Origin of the sequence: Pseudoxanthomonas sp. LH2527, from assembly GCF_022539275.1 — a bacterium.
Lineage (GTDB): Bacteria > Pseudomonadota > Gammaproteobacteria > Xanthomonadales > Xanthomonadaceae > Pseudoxanthomonas_A.
Window position 1 is genome coordinate 51,807 of record NZ_JAKZBW010000022.1, and the last position, 20,241, is coordinate 72,047.

The 20,241-nt window shown below is 69.4% G+C and carries 16 protein-coding genes and 1 tRNA gene; 11 read left to right on the plus strand and 6 right to left on the minus strand.

The window, feature by feature from the left end:
* Nucleotides 1-60 precede the first annotated feature (60 nt).
* Both thrA and MMG85_RS12815 read right to left on the minus strand, forming a co-directional pair.
* Entirely contained in the window at nt 61-2,553 is a 2,493-nt protein-coding gene (thrA, locus tag MMG85_RS12810; RefSeq protein ID WP_241046392.1) for a bifunctional aspartate kinase/homoserine dehydrogenase I, read from the minus strand.
* A 330-nt stretch (nt 2,554-2,883) separates the two neighbouring features.
* Nucleotides 2,884-3,378, minus strand: a complete 495-nt coding sequence (locus MMG85_RS12815; RefSeq protein ID WP_241046393.1) for a GNAT family N-acetyltransferase — start codon at nt 3,376-3,378, stop codon at nt 2,884-2,886.
* A gap of 77 nt (nt 3,379-3,455) precedes the next feature.
* Here MMG85_RS12815 and MMG85_RS12820 point away from each other — a divergent pair.
* The 6 genes from MMG85_RS12820 (at nt 3,456) to MMG85_RS12845 (ending at nt 8,994) form a co-directional block, all read left to right on the plus strand.
* Nucleotides 3,456-3,532 (plus strand) — tRNA-Arg (locus MMG85_RS12820).
* Between the two features lie 258 nt (nt 3,533-3,790).
* A complete protein-coding gene (locus MMG85_RS12825; protein ID WP_241046394.1) occupies nt 3,791-5,323 on the plus strand; it encodes an aldehyde dehydrogenase family protein in 1,533 nt (510 codons plus the stop codon).
* A 146-nt stretch (nt 5,324-5,469) separates the two neighbouring features.
* Nucleotides 5,470-5,748, plus strand: coding sequence for a DUF4190 domain-containing protein (locus MMG85_RS12830; RefSeq protein ID WP_241046395.1), 279 nt, complete (start codon nt 5,470-5,472; stop codon nt 5,746-5,748).
* 14 nt (nt 5,749-5,762) lie between these two features.
* The gene (locus MMG85_RS12835; RefSeq protein ID WP_241046396.1) at nt 5,763-6,818 is read left to right on the plus strand and encodes a quinone-dependent dihydroorotate dehydrogenase; all 1,056 of its coding nucleotides are present in this window, start codon (nt 5,763-5,765) and stop codon (nt 6,816-6,818) included.
* Entirely contained in the window at nt 6,815-7,855 is a 1,041-nt protein-coding gene (murB, locus tag MMG85_RS12840) for a UDP-N-acetylmuramate dehydrogenase (protein ID WP_241046397.1), read from the plus strand. Before MMG85_RS12835 ends, murB begins: the two co-directional genes overlap by 4 nt.
* A 230-nt stretch (nt 7,856-8,085) precedes the next feature.
* Nucleotides 8,086-8,994 carry a DMT family transporter gene (locus MMG85_RS12845; RefSeq protein WP_241046398.1) on the plus strand — a complete coding sequence of 303 codons (909 nt, stop codon included), beginning with the start codon at nt 8,086-8,088 and terminating at the stop codon, nt 8,992-8,994.
* Nucleotides 8,995-9,007: 13 nt separating this feature from the next.
* On the opposite strand, the gene MMG85_RS12850 is transcribed toward MMG85_RS12845, so the two are convergent.
* The gene (locus MMG85_RS12850) at nt 9,008-11,746 is read right to left on the minus strand and encodes a serine/threonine-protein kinase (protein ID WP_241046399.1); all 2,739 of its coding nucleotides are present in this window, start codon (nt 11,744-11,746) and stop codon (nt 9,008-9,010) included.
* Between the two features lie 94 nt (nt 11,747-11,840).
* Between MMG85_RS12850 and MMG85_RS12855 the strand changes: the two genes are divergently transcribed.
* The gene (locus tag MMG85_RS12855) at nt 11,841-12,737 is read left to right on the plus strand and encodes a GGDEF domain-containing protein (protein ID WP_241046400.1); all 897 of its coding nucleotides are present in this window, start codon (nt 11,841-11,843) and stop codon (nt 12,735-12,737) included.
* Between the two features lie 15 nt (nt 12,738-12,752).
* On the opposite strand, the gene MMG85_RS12860 is transcribed toward MMG85_RS12855, so the two are convergent.
* Nucleotides 12,753-13,694 carry a DedA family protein/thiosulfate sulfurtransferase GlpE gene (locus MMG85_RS12860; RefSeq protein WP_241046410.1) on the minus strand — a complete coding sequence of 314 codons (942 nt, stop codon included), beginning with the start codon at nt 13,692-13,694 and terminating at the stop codon, nt 12,753-12,755.
* 380 nt (nt 13,695-14,074) lie between these two features.
* Between MMG85_RS12860 and MMG85_RS12865 the strand changes: the two genes are divergently transcribed.
* Nucleotides 14,075-15,490, plus strand: a complete 1,416-nt coding sequence (locus MMG85_RS12865; protein WP_241046401.1) for a pectinacetylesterase family protein — start codon at nt 14,075-14,077, stop codon at nt 15,488-15,490.
* Nucleotides 15,491-15,545: 55 nt separating this feature from the next.
* The gene (locus tag MMG85_RS12870) at nt 15,546-16,154 is read left to right on the plus strand and encodes a hypothetical protein (RefSeq protein WP_241046402.1); all 609 of its coding nucleotides are present in this window, start codon (nt 15,546-15,548) and stop codon (nt 16,152-16,154) included.
* A 164-nt stretch (nt 16,155-16,318) separates the two neighbouring features.
* On the opposite strand, the gene MMG85_RS12875 is transcribed toward MMG85_RS12870, so the two are convergent.
* Together MMG85_RS12875 and ispG are read right to left on the minus strand one after the other, a co-directional pair.
* A complete protein-coding gene (locus MMG85_RS12875; protein WP_241046411.1) occupies nt 16,319-16,990 on the minus strand; it encodes a phosphatase PAP2 family protein in 672 nt (223 codons plus the stop codon).
* A gap of 4 nt (nt 16,991-16,994) precedes the next feature.
* Complete coding sequence (gene ispG / locus MMG85_RS12880) at nt 16,995-18,260, minus strand: flavodoxin-dependent (E)-4-hydroxy-3-methylbut-2-enyl-diphosphate synthase (protein ID WP_241046403.1); 1,266 nt, start codon at nt 18,258-18,260, stop codon at nt 16,995-16,997.
* Nucleotides 18,261-18,370: 110 nt separating this feature from the next.
* Here ispG and MMG85_RS12885 point away from each other — a divergent pair, with 110 nt between their 5' ends.
* Entirely contained in the window at nt 18,371-19,594 is a 1,224-nt protein-coding gene (locus tag MMG85_RS12885) for an ATP-binding protein (RefSeq protein ID WP_241046412.1), read from the plus strand.
* A 13-nt stretch (nt 19,595-19,607) separates the two neighbouring features.
* Nucleotides 19,608-20,159, plus strand: a complete 552-nt coding sequence (locus tag MMG85_RS12890) for a response regulator transcription factor (RefSeq protein WP_241046404.1) — start codon at nt 19,608-19,610, stop codon at nt 20,157-20,159.
* Nucleotides 20,160-20,241 lie beyond the last annotated feature (82 nt).

Below are 20,241 nucleotides of genomic sequence, written 5' to 3' on the forward strand. Positions count from 1 at the left end.
CACCGCTTTCATCTGCCTTTATCCGCTTTGATCCGTGTCGCAAAGCGCTACTCCCCTGGTTCACAGCTTCGCCCCCTGCCCCGCCGCCACCCGCAGCACATCGGCGAACACGCCGGCGGCGGTGACTTCCGGGCCTGCGCCCGGGCCCTGCACGATCAGCGGATTGTCGCAGTAACGACGGGTGGTGAACTGCACGATGTTGTCGGTCAGGCGCAGGTTGCCGAACGCATGCGCCGCCGGCAGTTCGACCAGTCCCACGCTCGCGCGGCCTTCCGCATCCAGTCGTGCGACGTAGCGCAAAACCTTGCCTGCCGCGCGTGCTTTCGCAAGGCGCGCGTCGAAGTCGGCATCCACTTCCGTCAGCCGGGCCATGAAGTCGTCGACGCTGGCCTGCCGCAGTGTCTCCGGCACCAGGCTCTCGACCTGCACGTCTTCCAGCGCCAGCTCACGGCCGGCCTCGCGCGCCAGGATCACCAGCTTGCGCGCCACGTCGGTGCCGGACAGGTCGTCGCGCGGGTCGGGTTCGGTATAGCCCAGGCCGCGTGCTTCGGTGACCAGCTGCGAGAACGGCACGCTGCCATCGAAGCGGTTGAACAGCCAGGCCAGCGTGCCGGAGAAGATGCCTTCCACCGACAGCACGGCATCGCCGGTATCGAGCAGATCGCGCAGCGTGGAGATCACCGGCAGGCCGGCGCCGACCGTGGCTTCGTAACGGAACCGCGCACCGCTGGCCGCGGCGGCCTCGCGGATGGCGTGGTAGCGCGGCAGCGGGCCGGCGCCGGCCTGCTTGTTCGGCGTGATCACGTGGATGCCGGCCGCCAGCCATTCGGCGTAACGGTCCGCGACCAGCGGGCTGGCGCTGCAGTCCACGATCACCGCGTGCGGCATGTGCGCCGACAGCAGGTGCTGGGTGAAGCGCTCCAGATCGGCCGGCTGCGGGCTGGCATCGAAGCGCGCGCGCCAGTCGGCGCCGATGCTGCGCTCGTCCAGCAGCATGCGCCTGCTGGAGGCGATCGCGCGCAGGCGCAGGTCGAGGTTGGCCTTGCCCAGCAGCTGCGGCTGCGCGGCGCGCAACTGCTCGATCAATGCCGCGCCGACATTGCCTGGGCCGATCACGCCCACCGCGAAGGTCTGCGGCGACAGCCAGAAACCGGCGTGCGCGGCGCGCAGGGCCTTGGTCGCATCGGCACTGTCGATCGCGACGGAGATATTGCGCTCGGACGAGCCCTGCGCGATCGCCAGGATATTGACCTGCGCGCGGCCCAGCGCACCGAACAGGCGCGCCGACACGCCCGGCGTGCCGGCCATGCCATCGCCGACCGCGGCCAGCACGCTGACACCGTCGCGGCGCTGCACGCGCTGGATCTGGCGGGTGTCGAGTTCGTGCGCGAACGCATCGAGCAGCGCCGCCTGCCCCTTGGCCGCCTCGCTGGCCCTGACCACGCAGCAGATCGAATGCTCCGACGAACCCTGCGAGATCATCACCACCGACACATGCGCGTTGCGCAAGGCGGCGAAGACACGTTCGGCGGTGCCGGGCACGCCGATCAGACCGGTGCCTTCCAGGTTGAGCAGCGCCAAGTCGGCGCTCAGCGTCAGTCCTTTCACGGGGCCCACGGCGTCGCGCTCGGCGGTGATGCGCGTGCCCGGATGTTCGGGATGAAAGGTGTTGCGGATGATGATGGGCAGGCCACGTTCCATCGCCGGCGACATGGTCTGCGGGTGCACGACCTTGGCGCCGAAGTAGGCCAGCTCGCAGGCCTCGTCGTAGCTCAGCGCGCCGAGCTGCACCGCTTCTGGCACCACCCGCGGGTCCGCCGACAGCACGCCGTCCACGTCGGTCCAGATATGCAGTTCGGCGGCGTCGTACAGCGCGGCGAAGATCGCCCCGGAGTAATCGCTGCCGTTGCGGCCCAGGGTGGTGAAGCGGCCTTCGCGATCGCGTGCGACGAAGCCGGTGACCACCACGCGGCGCTGCGGGTGCGTGGCCTGCCACGCCGCCAGCCGTTGCGCGCTGGTCTCCCAGTCGACCACCACGCCGAGTTCGCCATGGTCGACGCGCAGCACCTCGCGCGCATCCAGCACGGCACACTCTTCGCCCTGCAACGACAGGTACTCGCCCAGCAGGCGCGCCGAACAGACTTCGCCCAGTCCCTGCACGCGCTGCAGGACCAGTTCCGGCAGGCCACCGATGACGATGAGCGCGTTGAGGATCTCCTCCAGCCGCTTGAAACGCTCGTCCACCCACTCGATCACCGGCCCCGCCGCCTCGCCCAGCAACGCCACCGCCGCGCCGCGATGGCGGGCGCGCAACGCGTGCCAGCTCTCGTGCCACTCGGGACGGTTGGCGGCGGCCAGTTCGCACAGTTCGATCAGCGCGTCGGTGACGCCCTTCATCGCCGACACCACGGTGACCTGCACGTCCTCGTCGCGCGCCAGCAGCAGCTGCGCCACGTGGCGGTAGCGTTCGGCATCGGCAACGGAGGTGCCGCCGAACTTGTGGACGACGGTGCGCGGTTTGGGTTGTTCGACTTCGGCGTTGCGGGACGACATGGGTCAGGAACCTCGGGTAGGAGGCCCGGCACGGCATCAGGAAGTGGGGTGGCCCTGCATCCTGATCCGGGTGCGGGGCCGTGGTCTGCGTTTACGCGAACACAACCAGCCGCACCCGACGAGTCAGGGTGGTAATGGTGGTGGTAATGACGTTGCATCCTTCGCCGGCACGCGCCATCGCCGGCGACGGGGCCGGCAGGGGAAGCGTTGCGTGCGGGAAAGGGGAGCGCATGGCGGAAGAAAAACACGCCACCCCGGGGGGCTGTCAAGCGCTGCGTCGCAACAATGCCAATGATTTCAGATGGATGCATCTGAAACCAATGACACACGCTACAGCGTGCGCGTCATGAAGACGCTGTTCGGGTCTTCCACGTAATCGCCGAAAGGCGCGCAGGCGACGAAACCGGCGCGCGTGTAGAGGGCACGAGCCGGCGCGAAGTACGCCATCGATCCGGTCTCCAGGCTCAGCCGTCGGTAACCGCGGTGACGCGCTTCGTCGAGGATGTGGTCGAGCATCCGTGCCGCCACGCCACGACGCAGATGGGTCTGCGCCGTGCGCATCGACTTCACTTCGCCATGGCCCGCATCCAACCGGCGCAGCGCACCGCAACCGGCGAGCGCTTCCCCGTCCCATGCCGCCCAGAAGCTGATGTCGTTCCCGCGCAGCGCGTCGAGATCCAGCGCATGCACGCTTTCCGGCGGTGACGTGCGATGCATCCAGTCCAGGTGCTCCTGCAGCAGCGCGATGACAGCGGGATGACGCAGGTCGTCAAGACGGATGTCCATGCGGTGCGAGTAGATGGGGAGCTCGTTCCACAGTGCCATGCCAAAGGCTGGCGGGCTATGGCGGACGGCCGGACGCGTCGTACCTGGCGACACTTCGTGCGAGAATCGCCGCCGATGGCCCCGTAGCTCAGCTGGATAGAGCGGTCCCCTCCTAAGGGACAGGTCGTGCGTTCGAATCGCGCCGGGGTCACCATCCTTCCTTGCACGCCGGTGCAACGGCATCGCAGCGACCCACTCGGCGAATCGCCGAATGCCACCACCGTGAGTCGGCGAACCGAACAAACCCCGGCAGCGGATCAACGGCCGCGCGCGCAAGCGCCTGTTGCGCAAGAACCTCTGCAAAAACACGGAGTTACGCCCGGCCCGCGGACGTCGCTCTGATAGAATCGTGCCCCCTGCGACGCCGCGGTTTGCGCCGGCGTCCTCCGCAATTCGATCCCCTGGAGCTTCCATGTCTGCTGACCTCCTCAAGGCCCTCGGCCTCGCCACCACCAACTCGGGTACCTATCTGGGTAGCGGCGAGTGGTCCACCACCACCGATGCCGGCCTGCTGCAGTCGATCAACCCGACCACCAACGAGGTGATCGCCGAAGTGCACGCCAGCAGCCAGGCCGATTACGAGAAGGTCGTCGCCCGTGCGCAGGCCGCGTTCAAGGTCTGGCGCACCACGCCCGCCCCGCGTCGTGGCGAAGCGATCCGCCTGTGCGGCGACGCACTGCGCAAGCACAAGGACGCGCTGGGCTCGCTGGTCGCGCTGGAAATGGGCAAGAGCAAGCCGGAAGGCGACGGCGAAGTGCAGGAGATGATCGACATCGCCGACTTCGCCGTGGGCCAGAGCCGCATGCTCTACGGCTACACCATGCACTCCGAGCGCCCGGGCCACCGCATGTACGAGCAGTACCAGCCGCTCGGCCTGGTCGGCATCATCAGCGCGTTCAACTTCCCGGTCGCGGTGTGGGCGTGGAACTCGTTCCTGGCCGGCATCTGCGGCGACATCTGCATCTGGAAGCCGTCCAACAAGACCCCGCTCACCGCCATCGCCAGCATGAAGATCTGCAACGAGGCGCTGAGGGAAGGCGGGTTCCCGGACATCTTCTTCCTCATCAACGATGCCGGCGTGGAACTGGCGCAGCAGTTCGTCGACGACAAGCGCATCCCGCTGATCAGCTTCACCGGCTCCACCCAGGTCGGCCGCACCGTCGGCGAGCGCGTCGCGCGCCGCATGGGCCGCAGCCTGCTGGAGCTGGGCGGCAACAACGCCATCATCCTGGACGAAACCGCCGACCTGAAGCTGGCCATCCCCGGCATCGTCTTCGGCGCCGTCGGCACCGCCGGCCAGCGCTGCACCACCACGCGCCGCCTGATCGTGCACGAATCCATCTACGACACCGTGCTGGCCACGCTGATCAAGGCGTACAAGCAGGTGGAAGGCAAGATCGGCGATCCGACCGACCCGGCCAACCTGATGGGCCCGCTCAACAGCCAGGGCGCCGTGCAGCAGTTCCTCGACTCCATCGCCAAGGCCAAGGCCAGCGGCGGCACCGTCGAGACCGGCGGCACCGCGATCGACCGCCCGGGCAACTTCGTGCTGCCGGCCATCGTCACCGGCCTGAAGAACTCGGACGAAGTGGTCCAGCACGAGACCTTCGCGCCGATCCTGTACGTGATGAAGTACAAGACCCTCGACGAAGCCATCGACATGCAGAACGCGGTGCCGCAGGGCCTGTCGTCGTCGATCTTCACCCAGAACCTGAAGGCGGCCGAGCAGTTCCTGTCGGCGGCGGGTAGCGACTGCGGCATCGCCAACGTCAACATCGGTACCAGCGGCGCCGAGATCGGCGGTGCGTTCGGTGGCGAGAAGGAAACCGGCGGCGGTCGCGAATCGGGCTCGGACGCATGGAAGGTCTACATGCGCCGGCAGACCAACACCATCAACTACTCCGACTCGCTGCCGCTGGCCCAGGGCATCAAGTTCGACCTCTGATCCGCGACGCAGCCGGCATGCCTGCATGCCGGCTGCCCCGGACGGGCCCGCATCTGGGATAATCGCGCCACCTTTCCGGGTGGCGCGTTTTTTTTGCCCGCCCGATCCCGCGCCATCGCCTCCCTGACCCCTGCACGGAGTTCCTGATGAACCAAGCCCGCACCACCAGCAGTCTCGCCATCGCCAGCCTCGTGTCCGGCATCCTGGGCTGGACGCTGATGCCCGTCATCGGCACGATCGTGGCCATCATCACCGGCCATATGGCGCGCGCCGAGATCCGCCGTAGCGCGGGCACGCTGGACGGCGACGGCATGGCCATCGGCGGACTGGTGCTGGGCTGGGTGTCGGCGCTGCTGTGGGTGGTCGGCATCGCGGTGATCTTCCTGTTCCTGGGCGGCATGGCCTGGCTGGCGACGTTGAACTGAGCCCGCGCGCGTCCATGTATTCGTTCGCCCGCCCCTTCCTCTTCGGCCTCGACGCCGAGACCGCCCATGGCATGGGCCTGAAGGCGCTCGACCTGGCCTACCGCACCGGCACCACGCCGCTGGTGGCGCGCCCCATCACGCCGATGCCCACCAAGGTCATGGGCCTGACGTTCCCCAATCCGGTGGGCCTGGCCGCCGGCATGGACAAGAACGGCGCGCACATCGATGCGCTGTTCGCGCTGGGCTTCGGCTTCGTCGAGATCGGCACGGTCACGCCCAGGCCGCAGGCCGGCAATCCGAAGCCGCGCATGTTCCGGCTGCCGCAGCACCAGGCCGTCATCAACCGCCTGGGCTTCAACAACGACGGTGTCGACGCGCTGATCCGCAACGTCGAGCGCGCACGCCGCGACCGCGGCCTGCTGGGCATCAACATCGGCAAGAACAAGGACACGGCCAACGAGCGCGCCGCGTCGGACTACCTGTACTGCCTGGAGCGCGTGTATCCGCTGGCGGACTACATCACCGTCAACATTTCCTCGCCCAACACCGCCGGCCTGCGCGAACTGCAGGAAGAACAGGCGCTGCGCCAGCTGATCGGCACCCTGCGCGAGGCGCAGGAAGACCTGGCCGCGCAGCACGGCAAGCGCGTGCCGATGCTGGTGAAGATCGCGCCCGACCTGTCCGACAGCGACATCGATGCGGTGGCCCGCGTGCTGGGCGACATGCAGGTGGATGGCGTCATCGCCACCAACACCACCGTCTCGCGGATCAGCGTGCAGGACCATCCCCACGCGCGCGAGACCGGCGGCCTGTCCGGCGCGCCGCTGATGGGCCAAGCCACGCTGGTGCTGCGCCGCCTGCGCACGCGCCTGCCGCACAGCATTCCGCTGATCGGCGTGGGCGGCATCCTGTCCGGCGCCGATGCGGTGGCGAAGATGTCGGCCGGCGCCTCGCTGGTGCAGTGCTACACCGGCCTGGTCTACCGCGGCCCCGAGCTGGTCCGCGAATGCGTGGAAGCCATCCGCCGCCGCCGCGAAGCGCGCAGCGGCGGTCCGGTAGCCCCGGAATGACCACGGGTTACCGCGTCACGGCGAACGCCTCGTTGCGCGAGCGCACCACCTTCGGCGTGCCGGCGCGGGCGCCGTGGCTGGTCGAGGTGGACGATGCCGCCGCGCTGGAGGAGGTCCTCGCCCTGCCGCAGGTGGCCGATGGCGACACGCTGGTGATCGGCGGTGGCAGCAACCTGCTGTTCGCCGGTGACGCGCCGGGCGCGGTCATCGCGATGGCCACGCAGGACCTGCGCGTGCTGTCGGATGATGGCGGACATGCCCTGGTGCGCGCGGACGCCGGCGTCGCCTGGCATCCGCTGGTGATGTGGACGCTGGAACAGGGTCTGTGCGGCCTGGAAAACCTGGCGCTGATTCCCGGCACCGCCGGCGCATCGCCGATCCAGAACATCGGTGCCTACGGCACCGAAGTAGGCGAGTTCATCCACGTGGTCGAAGCCTTCGACCGCCATGCCGGCACGCGCCTGCGGCTGGACCGCGATGCCTGCGCCTTCGCCTACCGCGACAGCGTGTTCAAGCACGCGCCCGACCGCTACCTGGTGACGGCGGTGGAGTTCCTGCTGCCGCGCACGGCCACGCTGCGGCTGGACTATGCGGGCATCCGCGACGAACTGGGCGCGATGGGCATCGCCGCGCCAACGGCACGCGATGTCGCCGACGCCGTGGTCCGCATCCGTCAGCGCAAGCTGCCCGATCCGGCGGTGGTCGGCAACGCGGGCAGCTTCTTCAAGAATCCGATCGTCTCGCAGGCGCAGGCCGATGCGCTGCTGGTGGACTACCCCACCCTGCCCGTCTTCCGCGGCGACGCCGCCCACAACCGCAAGCTGTCGGCGGCGTGGATGATCGAGGCCTGTGGCTGGAAAGGCCATCGCGAAGGCGATGCCGGCGTGTCCGCCGCGCACGCGCTGGTGCTGGTCAACCATGGGCTGGCGACCGGCGCGCAGCTGCTGGACCTGGCCAGGAAGATCGCCGCCTCGGTGCAGGCGCGCTTCGGCGTCGCCATCGAGCCGGAACCGAAACTCATCGGGGCGACCTGGTAGTCCTGGATGATGCCCACCGGCGCCCCTGACACCGCCCCCTCCCCCGTTCACGGAGGAGGGTTGGGGTGGAGGCAGACCAGAGCCCGTCTCCTGCTATCTGCGCGACCGAATCGAGCGCCGCGGCTTCTCGTGCCGGCGATGATCGGCGGTGCGCTCGACCTTCGCGGTGGCGCTCACCCCCATCCCAGCCTTCCCCCGCAGGCGGGGGAAGGGGCAGGTCCGGAACACTGATGCCGAACCTTCCCACCCACTATCGCGCTGCGGTGCTGATGCTGGGCAGCACCGTGCTGTTCGCGCTGATGGTGGTGGCGATCCGGTTGGCGTCGGCGACGCTGCACACGTTCGAGATCGCCTTCTTCCGCAACTTCTTCGGGCTGCTGGCGGCGGCACCGCTGATCCTGCGGCATGGTCCGGGCTTCCTGAAGACCACGCAGTTCCCGCGCTACCTGTTCCGCTGCGTCATCGGCATCTGCTCGATGCTGGCCGGCTTCTGGGCGATCGGTCACCTGCCGCTGGCGCAGGCGGTGTCGCTGTCGTACTCAACGCCGCTGTTCGTCACCCTCGCCGCCGCCGCGATGCTCAACGAGCAGGTACGCGCGCGCCGCTGGACGGCGGTGGCGCTGGGTTTCGTGGGCGTGCTGATCATCGTGCGGCCGGGCACGGCGCAGTTCACCGTCGACGCGATGATCGCGGTGCTGGCGGCGGTGATGAGCGCGCTGGTGGCGATCCAGATCAAGCAGCTCTCCAACACCGAACCGGCCGACCGCATCGTCATCTACACCACGCTGCTGTGGGTACCGATGTCGCTGGTGCCGGCGCTGGCGGTGTGGGAATGGCCGCAGGGCATCACCTGGGTATGGGTGATCGCGTCCGGCGTGCTGGGCACCGGCGGGCACATGCTGTGGACACGGGCGTTGAAGCTGGGCGAAGTGTCGGCGCTGACGCCGATCAGCTTCATGCAGCTGCCCGTGGTGGCCGTCTTCGGCTGGCTGCTGTTCGACGAGACGCTGGACCGGTGGATGCTGCTCGGCGCCGGCATCATCTTCGGCGCCAACGCCTACATCGCCCACCGCGAGGCGGTGCTGTCGCGGCGGTCGGCGTCGGACGCGCCGAGTTCGGGCGCCAAACCGGGCGAGTGATCGCCGCGCGGGCTCAACCTTCGCGGGTCTGCTTGCCCGGCCGCTTGCCCTCGCGGTAGCGCTTGGCGAACTCGGCGTCGGCATCCTCCAGCGTCTTCGGGTCCGCGGCGAGCAACGGCGCGATGTACTGGCGGTACAGCGGCTCCGCTTCGGCCGGCCGGCCCAGTTCCCGATAGGTGTCGATCAGGTTCCATGCGGCGGTGCGCGTCTCGACGTGGGTTTCGCCCAACGCGGTGCGGCGCAGGTCGAACAGGCGCTGGAACTCGGCCAGCGCTTCGGGCACGCGGCCCAGCATCCGCAGCGCTTCGGCGCGGATCACCATCGTGGCCTGCGCCTGCGGGTGCTTCGCGCCCAGCGTCTTCAGGGCCAGCGGTTGCACGTCGCCCAGCAAGCGCAGCGACGCTTCCGCCTGCCCTGCGTTGAGCAGCGTGCCGGCGTGGTTGACCAGAATGGACAGCGTGTCCGGATGGCCCGGGCCGAGCACGCGGGTGCGCGCGGTGATGACCTGCTCTTCCAGCGGCAGCGCGGCCGCGTAGTTCTTCTGCCGGGCGTGGGCGGTGGCCAGGTTGAGGCGCGTGCGGATGGTCTGCGGGTGGTCGCGGCCCAGCACCCGCTCGCGCGCGGCCAGCACGTCCTGCAGCAGGGGCAGCGCCTGCGCCACCGACGCCGCCTCGGCGCCGTCGATCATCATCGTCGCCAGCGTGCTGCGCGCCTGCAGCGTGACCGGGTGTTCGCTGCCCAGCTTGCGCAGGTAGCGGTCGGTCAGATCACGTTGCAGGCTGATCGCCGAGGCCTTCTCGCGGTTCATGATGCGCAGCACCGCCAGGTTGCCCATCGCCGACAGCGTTTCCTCGTGGTCGGGGCCGAGCGTGGCGGTGCGCCGGGCGACGACCTGCTCCATGTTCGCGCGCGCCTCGGGCAGTTCGCCGAGATTGCGCTGCACGGCGGCCAGGTCGTTGGTGGCTTCCAGCGTGGCCGGGTCGTCCTCGCCGGCGCTGGCCAGCAGGCGCGCCTGCACGGCCTGCACCATGCCCTTCGCGCGCGGCCGGTCGCCGCGCGCCGAGATCACCTGCGCCTGCGCCAGTTCCAGCTTCACCCGCACGCGGTCGTTGTCCGGCAGCGCGAACGCGCGCGGCAGCGCCTTCTGCAGCACGGCCTCGGCCTGGTCCAGGTGCGCGCCTTCCAGCAGGGCCTGCACCTGGTCGTTCCTCGCGCGCAAGGTCGCCTGCGCGCCATCGCCGAGCACGCGGCCGCGGTAGTCGGCGACCTGGGCGAAATGCGCGGCCGCCTTGTCGTACAGGCCGATGGCGGCATACACGTGGCCGACCGATTCGCGCAGGCTGGCGGCGACATCGGGCTGGTCGGCGAAGTCGCGCGCGATCGCCTCTTCGGCGTTCGCCAGCAGCTGCTGGTCGACCAGGTCGCGCGCCAGGTCGCCGGTGCTGGTCTTGGCCAGGGTGGCGCCGAAGGCATCGGCCGCCGACGGATCGACGCTGCCGACCTGGCGCACCAGGCCTTCCGACAGGCCCACGCCCATGGTCTCGATGTCGATGCCCTCCAGCATCGACTGCTGGAACGCCGCCACCTTCTCCAGTTCCGCACTGCGCGCCTCGGCGACGCTGCGCTGCGCGCGTGCCTGCTGCAGGCCGTACAGCGACAGGCCCAGCCCGCCCAGCAACGCCAGCAAGGCAACGCCGGCGGCGATGGCGCCGGCGCGATGGCGCCGCACGAACTTGCGCCACGCATAGGCGCGGCCCGGCGGTGCCGCGGTCACCACGCGATCATCCAGATAGCGCTGCAGGTCGTCGGCCAGGGCGGCGACGGACCCGTAGCGGGCATCGCGGTCGTGCTGCATGGCCTTCAGCACGATCCAGTCCAGGTCGCCGCGCAGCCGGTCGCGCATGCGCGCCAGCGACAGGCCGCGTTCCTGTGCCATCTGCCGTGCCTGCTCCGCCGGCAGCGCGGCCAGGCGCGACGACGGCGCGACCGCCGTCGGCGTCTCGGCGGCCCAGGTTTCGCCCACCGCGTCCGGGCGCACGCCGCTCACCAGTTCGCACAGCACCACGCCCAGCGAATAGACATCGCTGCGGGTGTCCACCTGGGTGGCGTCGCCCTGCGCCTGCTCGGGGCTCATGTACTCGGGCGTGCCGGCGCGCTCCAGCGCGGCGTCGCCGGCCAGCGACGCCGCCATGGCGATGCCGAAGTCGATGATCTTGGGCGCCGGACGGCCGTCGAGCGTGTCGACCAGCAGGTTGCCGGGCTTGAGGTCGCGGTGCACCACGCCCTTGTGGTGCGCGTGCTGCACGCCTTCGCAGACACGGATGAACAACGCCACGCGCGCGTCCAGCGGCAGGCGCTGCTCGCGGCAGTAGTGGGTGATCGGGCTGCCGTCGATCAGCTCCATCGCGAAGAACGGATAGCCTTCTTCGGTGGTGCCGGCGTCGTAGATCTGGGCGATCGCCGGGTGGCGCATCTGCGCCAGCACCTGCCGCTCGACTTCAAACCAGGCCAGGTGGCGCGCCTGCAGGCGCTGCGCGCGCATCAGCTTGAGCGCCACCTCGCGGCGCACCGGTTCCAGCTGCGCGGCGCGATAGACCTCGCCCATGCCGCCGCGGCCCAGCAGGCCCTCGATGCGGTAACGCCCCAGCCGGGCACCGGGCGCGAGCGTGCCGTCCGCCGCCGTGGGCGCGTCCTGCAGGCGCGTAGCCAGGCTCTCGGTGGGTGCGAGGTCGTCGTAAGGTTGCGATGTCATGCCACTGTCCCCGTGCGCCCGGCCATGGTAGCGGAAGCGTGAGTTGACCGAGCGATCCGTTACACTCGGGCCCGCACCTGCCAGTCGCCTTCGCATGTCACGGGATTCCCACGACCCACCGACCACGCAACGGACCGTCCTGAGCGACGGCCCGCGGCCGGCCTCGCACCGGTCCGCGTGCGTGGTGGTGATCCATGGCGAAGGCCTGGGCCGGCGCGCCGACATCGACAGCGCCCGCGTGCGCGTGGGCCGTTCGCAGGAAGCCGACCTGCATATCCCGCACAACAGCGTCTCGCGCCTGCATTGCGAGATCTGGCGCGACGGCGACAGCTACCGCGTGCGCGACCTGGGCGCCACCAACGCCACCCGCGTCAACGATGCGCCGGTCAGCGAAGCCGCGCTCGTCGACGGCGACCACATCACGCTCGGCGAGTGCATCCTGAAGTTCATCAGCCACAGCAGCGTGGAAGCGCACTACCACGAGGAGATCTACCAGCTCGCCACCCACGATGCGCTGACCGAGATGTACAACCGGCGGCATTTCATCGAAACGGTGGAGAAGGAGATCGCCCGCGCCATGCGCCATCAGCGCGAACTGGCCATGTGCATCATCGACGTGGACCTGTTCAAGCCCATCAACGACCGCTACGGCCACATTTCCGGCGACCACGTGCTGAAGCAGATCGCGGCGCTGGTGCGCCGGCACGTGCGCAACGACGATGCCGCCGCGCGGATCGGCGGCGAGGAGTTCGCGGTGCTGCTGCCCGAATGCGGACCGGCGGCGGCCTACGGCTTCGCCGAGCGCCTGCGCGAGGCGGTGGAAGCGGTGGTGTTCCGGCCCGGTGGCGAAGCGCAGCACATCACCGTCAGCATCGGCATCGCCGCACTGACGCCCGAGCGCGACACCGTCAGCCGCATGATGGCCGCCGCCGACGCGGCGCTGTACCGCGCCAAGAGCGAAGGCCGCAACCGGGTGTGCATCGAGCACTAAGCCCGGGCGAGGGATTCACCCGCCGATGCGCTCCACCCCGTAGCCGGCGCTGCGCCAGGCATCGATGCCGCCACGCAGCGGCAGCACGTCGGCGAAGCCCGCCTCGCGCAACCGTGCCGCCATCCACGCGGCCGACACTTCATCGGGGCAGGCGCAGTAGATGACGACCTTGCCGTCGCGCGGGTACGTTGCCAGGATGCCGCCCAGTTCGGCTTCGTCGGCGAACACCGCTCCGGGAATCACGTAAGGATCCAGATCGCGGAAGCCTGGCGCACGGATGTCGAACAGCACGGGCGACCGGCCGGCCTGCAGCAGGCCCTCCAGTTCCGCCGGTTCGATCCGCGCCGATTCCAGCGAGGCGAGCAGCGTGCGCCGCCGCCACCAGCGCCAGCCCACGTAGGCCGCCAGCGCGACCGCGATCACCCCGCCCGCGCCGGTGCCGAGCTGCGAGAGCGTGTCGAGGACGGTTTCCACCTGCCTCGAAAACACCACGCCCAGGCCCAGGCCCACCATGGCCCACAACGCCGCGCCCAGTCCGTCGTAGCGGAGGAACGACGGCAGGCGCGCCTGCATGGCGCCGGCCAGCGGCACCGACACCATCGACAGGCCGGGAATGAACTTCGCCACCGACAGCACGCGGATGCCGAACCGGCCGTAGAAGCGCTCGGTGCGCTTCATGCAGGTGTCGCGCGACAGCGACAGCCGGCACAGCGACTGCATCGTGCGGTTGCCGTAGCGGCGGCCGGCGTAGAACCACACGCTGTCGCCGATCAGGCTGGCGAGTACCGACACCGCCAGCACGCCGAGCAGCGGTAGCCACATCGTCTCCGGCTGCATGGCCAGCCCGGCGCCGACCAGGATCAGCGTAGGCATCGCCGGCACCGGCAGGCCCAGCGACAACGCCAGCACGTTGGCGAAGACGATCAGCACGCCGTACTTGTCGACCACGTCCTGCATCGCGATCCCTGCCAGTGGATACCGCGCGGGGCGGCCAGCCGGCATGTTCGATCCTCCACTGGGCAACCGCAAGGCGCCGATCCGCAACGATCCGTTGCCCGGCCGCGATCGCGCACGCGCGTACCAGAACCGCGCATGGCTGCTGCAACGCAGGATCCTTGCGTGTACTTGTACCGCAGCGGGCGGCCAGGAAGGGGGGTATCGCGGCCAACACAGGGGCGCTGGCAGCCAAAGCCGCCGCCATCACGCCCGCTTAATGCCGCGCCGCCGCCGACACCCCACCATCCGCCCCTGTACGGTCGCCGCCCCCACGGGTGCCGCACGCCAAGGCAGTCCATCCCGTTGAACGTCCCGCCTGACTCTCGCCGGAGGATCCGATCATGGTTGCACCCGTACGACCCGCCCGCCTGCCGCTTGCCCTCGCCGCTGCGGCCCTCACGCTCGCCATCGCCGCCCCGCTGAAGGCCGAGGAAGGCGACTACAGTTTCTGGCAGACCCTGGTGAACCTGGTCTCGCCGCCGAAGGCCGACAACAAGGTCACCGCCGCGCAGCGCACCGGCAACTATCCGCTGCTATCCAATCCGTCCGGCTTCAGCGACGGCTTCCAGCCCGGCCGCTACGACGCGTGGCAGACCATCCAGCTGGCGCCTTCGACCGGTGCGGTGTGCGGCGACGGCTCGCCGTTCAAGTTCTTCGTCAATCGCGTGGCCGATACGCGCAACACCATCATCTACATGGAAGGCGGTGGCGCCTGCTGGGACTACGCCAGTTGCAGCGGCCAGAGCGGCATCCGTGGCGCGCGCAATCCCAACGGCATTCCCGACGACTACATGAGCCTGCTGAACCCGGGCGCCAGCCTGGTCAGTCCGTTCGTCACCCGGGTCAGTCCGTTCGAGTCGGTCAAGACCCAGGGCTGGAACATGGTCTACGTGCCCTACTGCACCGGCGATATCTACAGCGGCGACAAGGTGGCGGTGTACGACGACCCGAGCGGGCAGAACGCACCGCTGGTCTGGCACCACAACGGCACGCGCAACGTGCGCGCGGTGGTGAGCTGGCTGAAGGACAACCTGCCCCGGCCCACGCAGATGCTGTCCACCGGCTGCAGCGCTGGCGGCGCCGGCAGCCTGACCAGTTACCACCCGCTGCGCCGGGACATGGCGCCCACGCGCAGCTTCCTGATCGACGACTCCGGCCCGATCTTCCCCACGCCGAAGAACGGCAACCCGGTGGACTATCCGTCGCAGCCGCTGATGGCGCTGATCCGCAGCGCCTGGGGCCTGGACCAGCCGAACGGTCCGCTGCCCTACCTCGCCAGCGGCCTGCCGCAGTTCGACCTCAACGAACTCGGCAGCCTGTACCCCGCGCTGTCCAGCAAGTACGCCAGCGACCGCTTGGGCCATACGCACTTCTGGAAAGACCTCAACTATTCCTCATACTCCTACGAGCGCTTCTATCCCGACATCGCCAACGCACCGGACCAGGCGACCAAGGAAGCCCGCATCCACGCCCGCTGGAACACGGATACCGCGCGCCTGCGTGACCGCCTGAACGGCTTGAACAACGTCGGCGGCTACTTCCCGCAGTACCGCGCGCTCAACGAGAGCCACTGCACCACCATCGTCGACTTCAAGAATGCCGACGTGCAGGCGCAGAACCTGGAGCTGAAGCATTTCATCGACAGCGTGCTCGACGGCCAGGGCAAGGTGCTCGACGCCAGCGAGCAGGACGACCAGGCCGACAAGGCCAAGCCGTTCAACCTGCTGTACTGGCTGGTGGACCAGTTGCTGGGGTGATGTCCAGGTCCGGGACCGTCGTGCTTCGACGGTCCCGGCACACAGGGGGTTCTGCATGAAAAAACTGCTGACGCTGCTGGTGCCCTGCGTGGTTTTCGTCGCCGCCATCGTCTGGTGGACGCGCGACGACCCGGGCACGCCCGTCGCGCCGCCATCATCGGTTGAAGTCGCGGACGCCGTGGCGTCGCCCCTGGCGTCCCTGCACGCCACGCCACAGGCGCAGGAGCACCTCGAGCGCCAGCGCTTCGAGGCCGATGCGAAAGATTTCTTCGCGCGCTCCGCATCCTTGCGCGCGGTGGAACGCAGCGAACGCGCCGATGCGCTGACGCGCCAGATCGACAAGTACGAAGCGGCCGGCGGCCTGTCCGCAGGCGAAGCCGTGCTGCTGCGCACAGCGCTGGTCAAGGCGACGGTGGAAGATCCGGCGCAGCAGGCGGCCGAAGTCGCCGTCATCGCCGACCGCTATCGCGCCCACGCCGACGCCCGCATGGCCGCCTTCACCGCACAGCAGCGCAACGACCCCCGCTTCCAGGCCTACAAGGCGCGCGAAGCGCAGGTGGTGTCTGAAGTGATGGCCAGCACCTCGATCCCCGCCGGCCTCACCCGCGACCAGTACCTGCGCCAGCGGCTGCAGCAAGAGCGCGAGCGGGCCTACGCGCCCTAGAAACGGCTCGTTGTAGGAGCGACGTAAGTCGCGACCGCACGCCACCGGCATCACGATCGAGGCCACAAGCTCATTGATGCCGGATCGATCCTGATTCGCTGTGGCGACCAGGACTCACACTGCTCAGGTCGCGACTTACGTCGCTCCTACAACATCACTACGACCTACCTCACCTGCCAAGGCCGCTCCCGGATGCGGTACAGCACCAGGTACACGCCCGAGACCCACGCGATGCCTGCGGCAAAGCCGCCCAGGATGTCGGACGGGTAATGCACGCCCAGATAGATGCGCGATGCGCCGACCGTCAACGCGAACGCCGCGGCCAGCGCCACCGCCAGCCAGCGCCAGCGCGTGTGCCAGCACAGCAGCACCACCACCATCGCCAGCGTCGCCGAGCCCATCGCGTGGCCGCTGGGAAAGCTGAAGGTGTGCTCGGGGGCGATGGATTCCCACAGCGTGGGCCGGTCGCGCTGGAAGAACTGCTTGGTCGCCATGTTCAACAGCGCCGAACCCGCGAACGACACACCGGCGAAGGTGGCCTCGCGCCAGCGCCGTGCGATCAGCAGGCCGACCGTCAGGGCGATGTCGACGGGAACCACGCCCCATTGATAGCCGATTGCCGAAACGAGCACGAAGAACCGGTCCAGCGCCGGCCCGGCCATCGCGTGGGCCTGCCAGAGCAGCGCATCGTCGAAGTAGAAATCCTCGAGCTCGTGGACTTCGTCCGCCAGTTCGACGAACAGCCACAGCGGCGCCAGCAGGCACAGGAACAGCAGGACGAAGCGTCCGCCATGTTCGCGCAACAGGCCGGCGATGAAGCGCCGGCCGTTCGCCAGCGTGTCAACCGGCAGCACGCGCGTACTTGGCCTCGACGTAGTCGTCGATCAGCGCGACGAACTCGTGCGCGATGTTCTCGCCGCGCAGGGTGACCTTCTTCTCGCCATCGACGAACACCGGCGCCGCCGGCGCCTCGCCTGTGCCCGGCAGCGAGATGCCGATGTTGGCGTGGCGCGATTCGCCGGGGCCGTTGACCACGCAGCCCATCACCGCCAGCGTCATGTTCTCGGCGCCGGGATGGGTGACCTTCCACTCGGGCATCTTGCCGCGCACGTGTTCCTGCACCACCTTGGCCAGTTCCTGGAAGAACTCGGAGGTGGTGCGGCCGCAGCCCGGGCACGCGGTGACCATCGGCGTGAACGCGCGCAGGCCGGTGGTCTGCAGCAGTTCCTGCGCGACGATGACTTCCTGCGTGCGCGACTGGCCGGGTTCCGGCGTCAGCGAAATGCGGATGGTGTCGCCGATGCCTTCCTGCAGCAGCACCGCCAGCGCGGCGCTCGACGCCACGATGCCCTTGCTGCCGATGCCGGCTTCGGTCAGGCCCAGGTGCAGGGCGAAATCGGTGCGGCTGGCCATGTCGCGGTACACGGCGATCAGTTCCTGCACGCCGCTGACCTTGGCCGACAGCACGATGCGGTCGCGCGGCAATCCGAGTTCGACGGCACGCTCGCCCGAATCCACCGCCGAACGGATCAGCGCTTCGCGCAGCACGCGGCCGGCATCCCACGGGACCTCGCGCGTGTGGTTCTCGTCCATCAGCTGCGCGGCCAGCGCCTGGTCCAGCGAGCCCCAGTTGGCGCCGATGCGCACCGGCTTGCCGTAACGGATGGCGAACTCGATCAGCTGGGCGAACTGGGTGTCGCGCTTCTTGCCGAAGCCGACATTGCCCGGATTGATGCGGTACTTGGCCAGCGCCTCGGCGCAGGCCGGTTCGCCGGCCAGCAACTGGTGCCCGTTGTAGTGGAAATCGCCGATCAACGGCACCGACACGCCCATCATCTCCAGCTTGTCGCGGATGCGCGGGATGGCGGCGGCGGACTCGGGATTGTTGACGGTCAGGCGGACCATTTCCGAGCCGGCGCGCCAGAGCTCGGCCACCTGCTTGACGCTGCCCGCGATGTCGGCGGTGTCGGTGTTGGTCATCGACTGCACCACCACCGGACGGCCACCGCCGACGGTGGCGTTGCCGATCTGGACGGCTTGGGTGATGCGGCGCGGCCAGGGCGCGGCGTCGGTGGGGGGCGTGGGGCGGGTGACGGCGTCGTGCATGCCGGCATTGTAGCGTGGGACGGCCGGCCGGCCGGTCCCTCCCGGCCTGCGACGCCATGCCGCAGGCCCGGCCCGCGCGCTTGCACTAGCATGTCCGCATGCCGAACACGCTGCTGACCACCACGCCGTCGTTCCTGCGCACGCTGTGCAACCTGCGCTGGGTGGCCATCGTGGGCCAGGCGGTGACCGTGCTGGTGGCGCTGGGACCGCTGGGCATCGCCCTGCCCCGCTGGCCGCTGTGGGGCGGCATCGCCGCGCTGGCGCTGTTCAACGTGTACGCCACCTGGCGCAGCCATCGGCCCGGCGAAGAAACCCCGGCCGACGCCTTCGCGCACATGCTGGTGGACGTGGCCGTGCTGTCCTGGCTGGTCGCGTGGAGCGGCGGCATCGGCAACCCGTTCAGTTCCATGTTCCTGCTGCTGATCGCGGTGTCGGCGCTGGCGCTGCCGTTGCGCTGGGTGCTGGCCACCGGCGTGGCCTGCCTGCTCGGCTACGTGGTGACGGCGGTGTTCGGCCGCCCGCTGCCGCATCTGCACGGCAACAATTTCAACGTGCACCTGTGGGGCATGGCGGTGAACTTCGTGCTGTCGGCAGGCGTGGTGCTGTATTTCTCCACGCGGCTGGTGGCCGCGCTGCGGCTGCGCGAACAGGAACTGGCGCGCCTGCGCGAGCGCTTCGCGCGCAACGAGGGCATCGTCGCGCTGGCCACGCACGCTGCCGCCGTGGCGCACGAACTCAACACCCCGCTGGCGACGATGACGCTGCTGACCGAGGACATCCGCGAGCACGCCGCCGAGCCCGACATCCGCGAGGACGCCGGCACCATGCGCCAGCTGATCGACCTGTGCCGCGACCGCGTGCGCGCGCTGGCCGCCTCCGCCGACATGGGCCTGCACCAGCGGGTGGACCTGGACGACGTGGTGCAGCGCTGGCAGCTGATACGCCCGACCGTCGACCTGCAGCGCACCGGCGCGCTGCCGCCGTGGCTGGCGACCGACGCCTCCACCGGCCACCTGCTGCAGGCGCTGCTGAACAACGCTGCCGACGCCAGCCGCCAGGCCGGTTCGCAGCGCGTGGACCTGGACCTGCGCTGCGAGGACGACGAACTGGTGGGCACGGTGCGCGACTACGGCAACGGCTTCCACGAAGCCCTGCCCTTCCAGTCCGAGCAACTCTTCCGTACCAGCAAGCCCGACGGCATGGGCGTGGGCCTGGCGCTGTCGCATGCCACCATCGAGCGGCTGGGCGGACGCATGACCATGCGCGCCGTACCGCCGAAGGGCGTGCAGGTGCAGTTCCGCCTGCCGGTGGCGGCGCACGATGAAACTCCCTGATGAGAGGCAACCGATGAAAGGCCTGCTGGTCGACGACGACGAACTCTACGCGCGCACGCTGCAGCGCAGCCTGGCGCGCAAGGGCATCGAGACCGAGATCGCGCTGGACGCCGCCAGCGCGCTGGCGAAGGCGCGCGAGTACCGGCCCGACTTCGCCCTGGTCGACCTGAAACTGGGAGCCGACTCCGGCCTCACCCTGATCGAGCCGCTGCGCGCCCTGCGCGCCGACATGCAGATCCTGCTGGTCACCGGCTATGCGAGCGTGGCCACCGCGGTAGAGTCGATCAAGCGCGGCGCCGACGACTACCTGCCCAAGCCGGCGACGGTCCCGACCATCCTGCGTGCGCTGGGACTGGAAGCCCGGGCAGCGCCGGAAGAGACCAGCGCCGCCGACGACACCATGACCCCGCTGAGCCGGCTGGAGTGGGAACACATCCAGCAGGCGCTGGCGGAAACCGAAGGCAACATCTCCGCCGCCGCACGCCTGCTGGGCATGCATCGGCGCTCGCTGCAGCGCAAGCTGGCCAAGCGCCCGGGGCCGGAACGGCGCTGGATCGACGAGTAACCGTCAGCGCGACGGATCGCGGTCACGATCCGCCGTCGCCCCGATGCCCATGCCTGCGCCGGCACCCACGCCGGCCGCACCC

Excerpts from the sequence above, each read along its gene's own strand:
- MMG85_RS12850 (WP_241046399.1), bottom strand. The coding sequence starts at position 11,746 with ATGACATCGCAACCTTACGACGACCTCGCACCCACCGAGAGCCTGGCT.
- MMG85_RS12815 (WP_241046393.1), bottom strand. The coding sequence starts at position 3,378 with ATGGCACTGTGGAACGAGCTCCCCATCTACTCGCACCGCATGGACATC.
- MMG85_RS12870 (WP_241046402.1), top strand. The coding sequence starts at position 15,546 with ATGAAAAAACTGCTGACGCTGCTGGTGCCCTGCGTGGTTTTCGTCGCC.
- MMG85_RS12860 (WP_241046410.1), bottom strand. The coding sequence starts at position 13,694 with ATGCAGGACGTGGTCGACAAGTACGGCGTGCTGATCGTCTTCGCCAAC.
- MMG85_RS12830 (WP_241046395.1), top strand. The coding sequence starts at position 5,470 with ATGAACCAAGCCCGCACCACCAGCAGTCTCGCCATCGCCAGCCTCGTG.
- MMG85_RS12835 (WP_241046396.1), top strand. The coding sequence starts at position 5,763 with ATGTATTCGTTCGCCCGCCCCTTCCTCTTCGGCCTCGACGCCGAGACC.
- ispG (WP_241046403.1), bottom strand. The coding sequence starts at position 18,260 with ATGCACGACGCCGTCACCCGCCCCACGCCCCCCACCGACGCCGCGCCC.
- MMG85_RS12825 (WP_241046394.1), top strand. The coding sequence starts at position 3,791 with ATGTCTGCTGACCTCCTCAAGGCCCTCGGCCTCGCCACCACCAACTCG.
- MMG85_RS12865 (WP_241046401.1), top strand. The coding sequence starts at position 14,075 with ATGGTTGCACCCGTACGACCCGCCCGCCTGCCGCTTGCCCTCGCCGCT.
- MMG85_RS12890 (WP_241046404.1), top strand. The coding sequence starts at position 19,608 with ATGAAAGGCCTGCTGGTCGACGACGACGAACTCTACGCGCGCACGCTG.
- MMG85_RS12845 (WP_241046398.1), top strand. The coding sequence starts at position 8,086 with ATGCCGAACCTTCCCACCCACTATCGCGCTGCGGTGCTGATGCTGGGC.
- thrA (WP_241046392.1), bottom strand. The coding sequence starts at position 2,553 with ATGTCGTCCCGCAACGCCGAAGTCGAACAACCCAAACCGCGCACCGTC.
- MMG85_RS12855 (WP_241046400.1), top strand. The coding sequence starts at position 11,841 with ATGTCACGGGATTCCCACGACCCACCGACCACGCAACGGACCGTCCTG.
- murB (WP_241046397.1), top strand. The coding sequence starts at position 6,815 with ATGACCACGGGTTACCGCGTCACGGCGAACGCCTCGTTGCGCGAGCGC.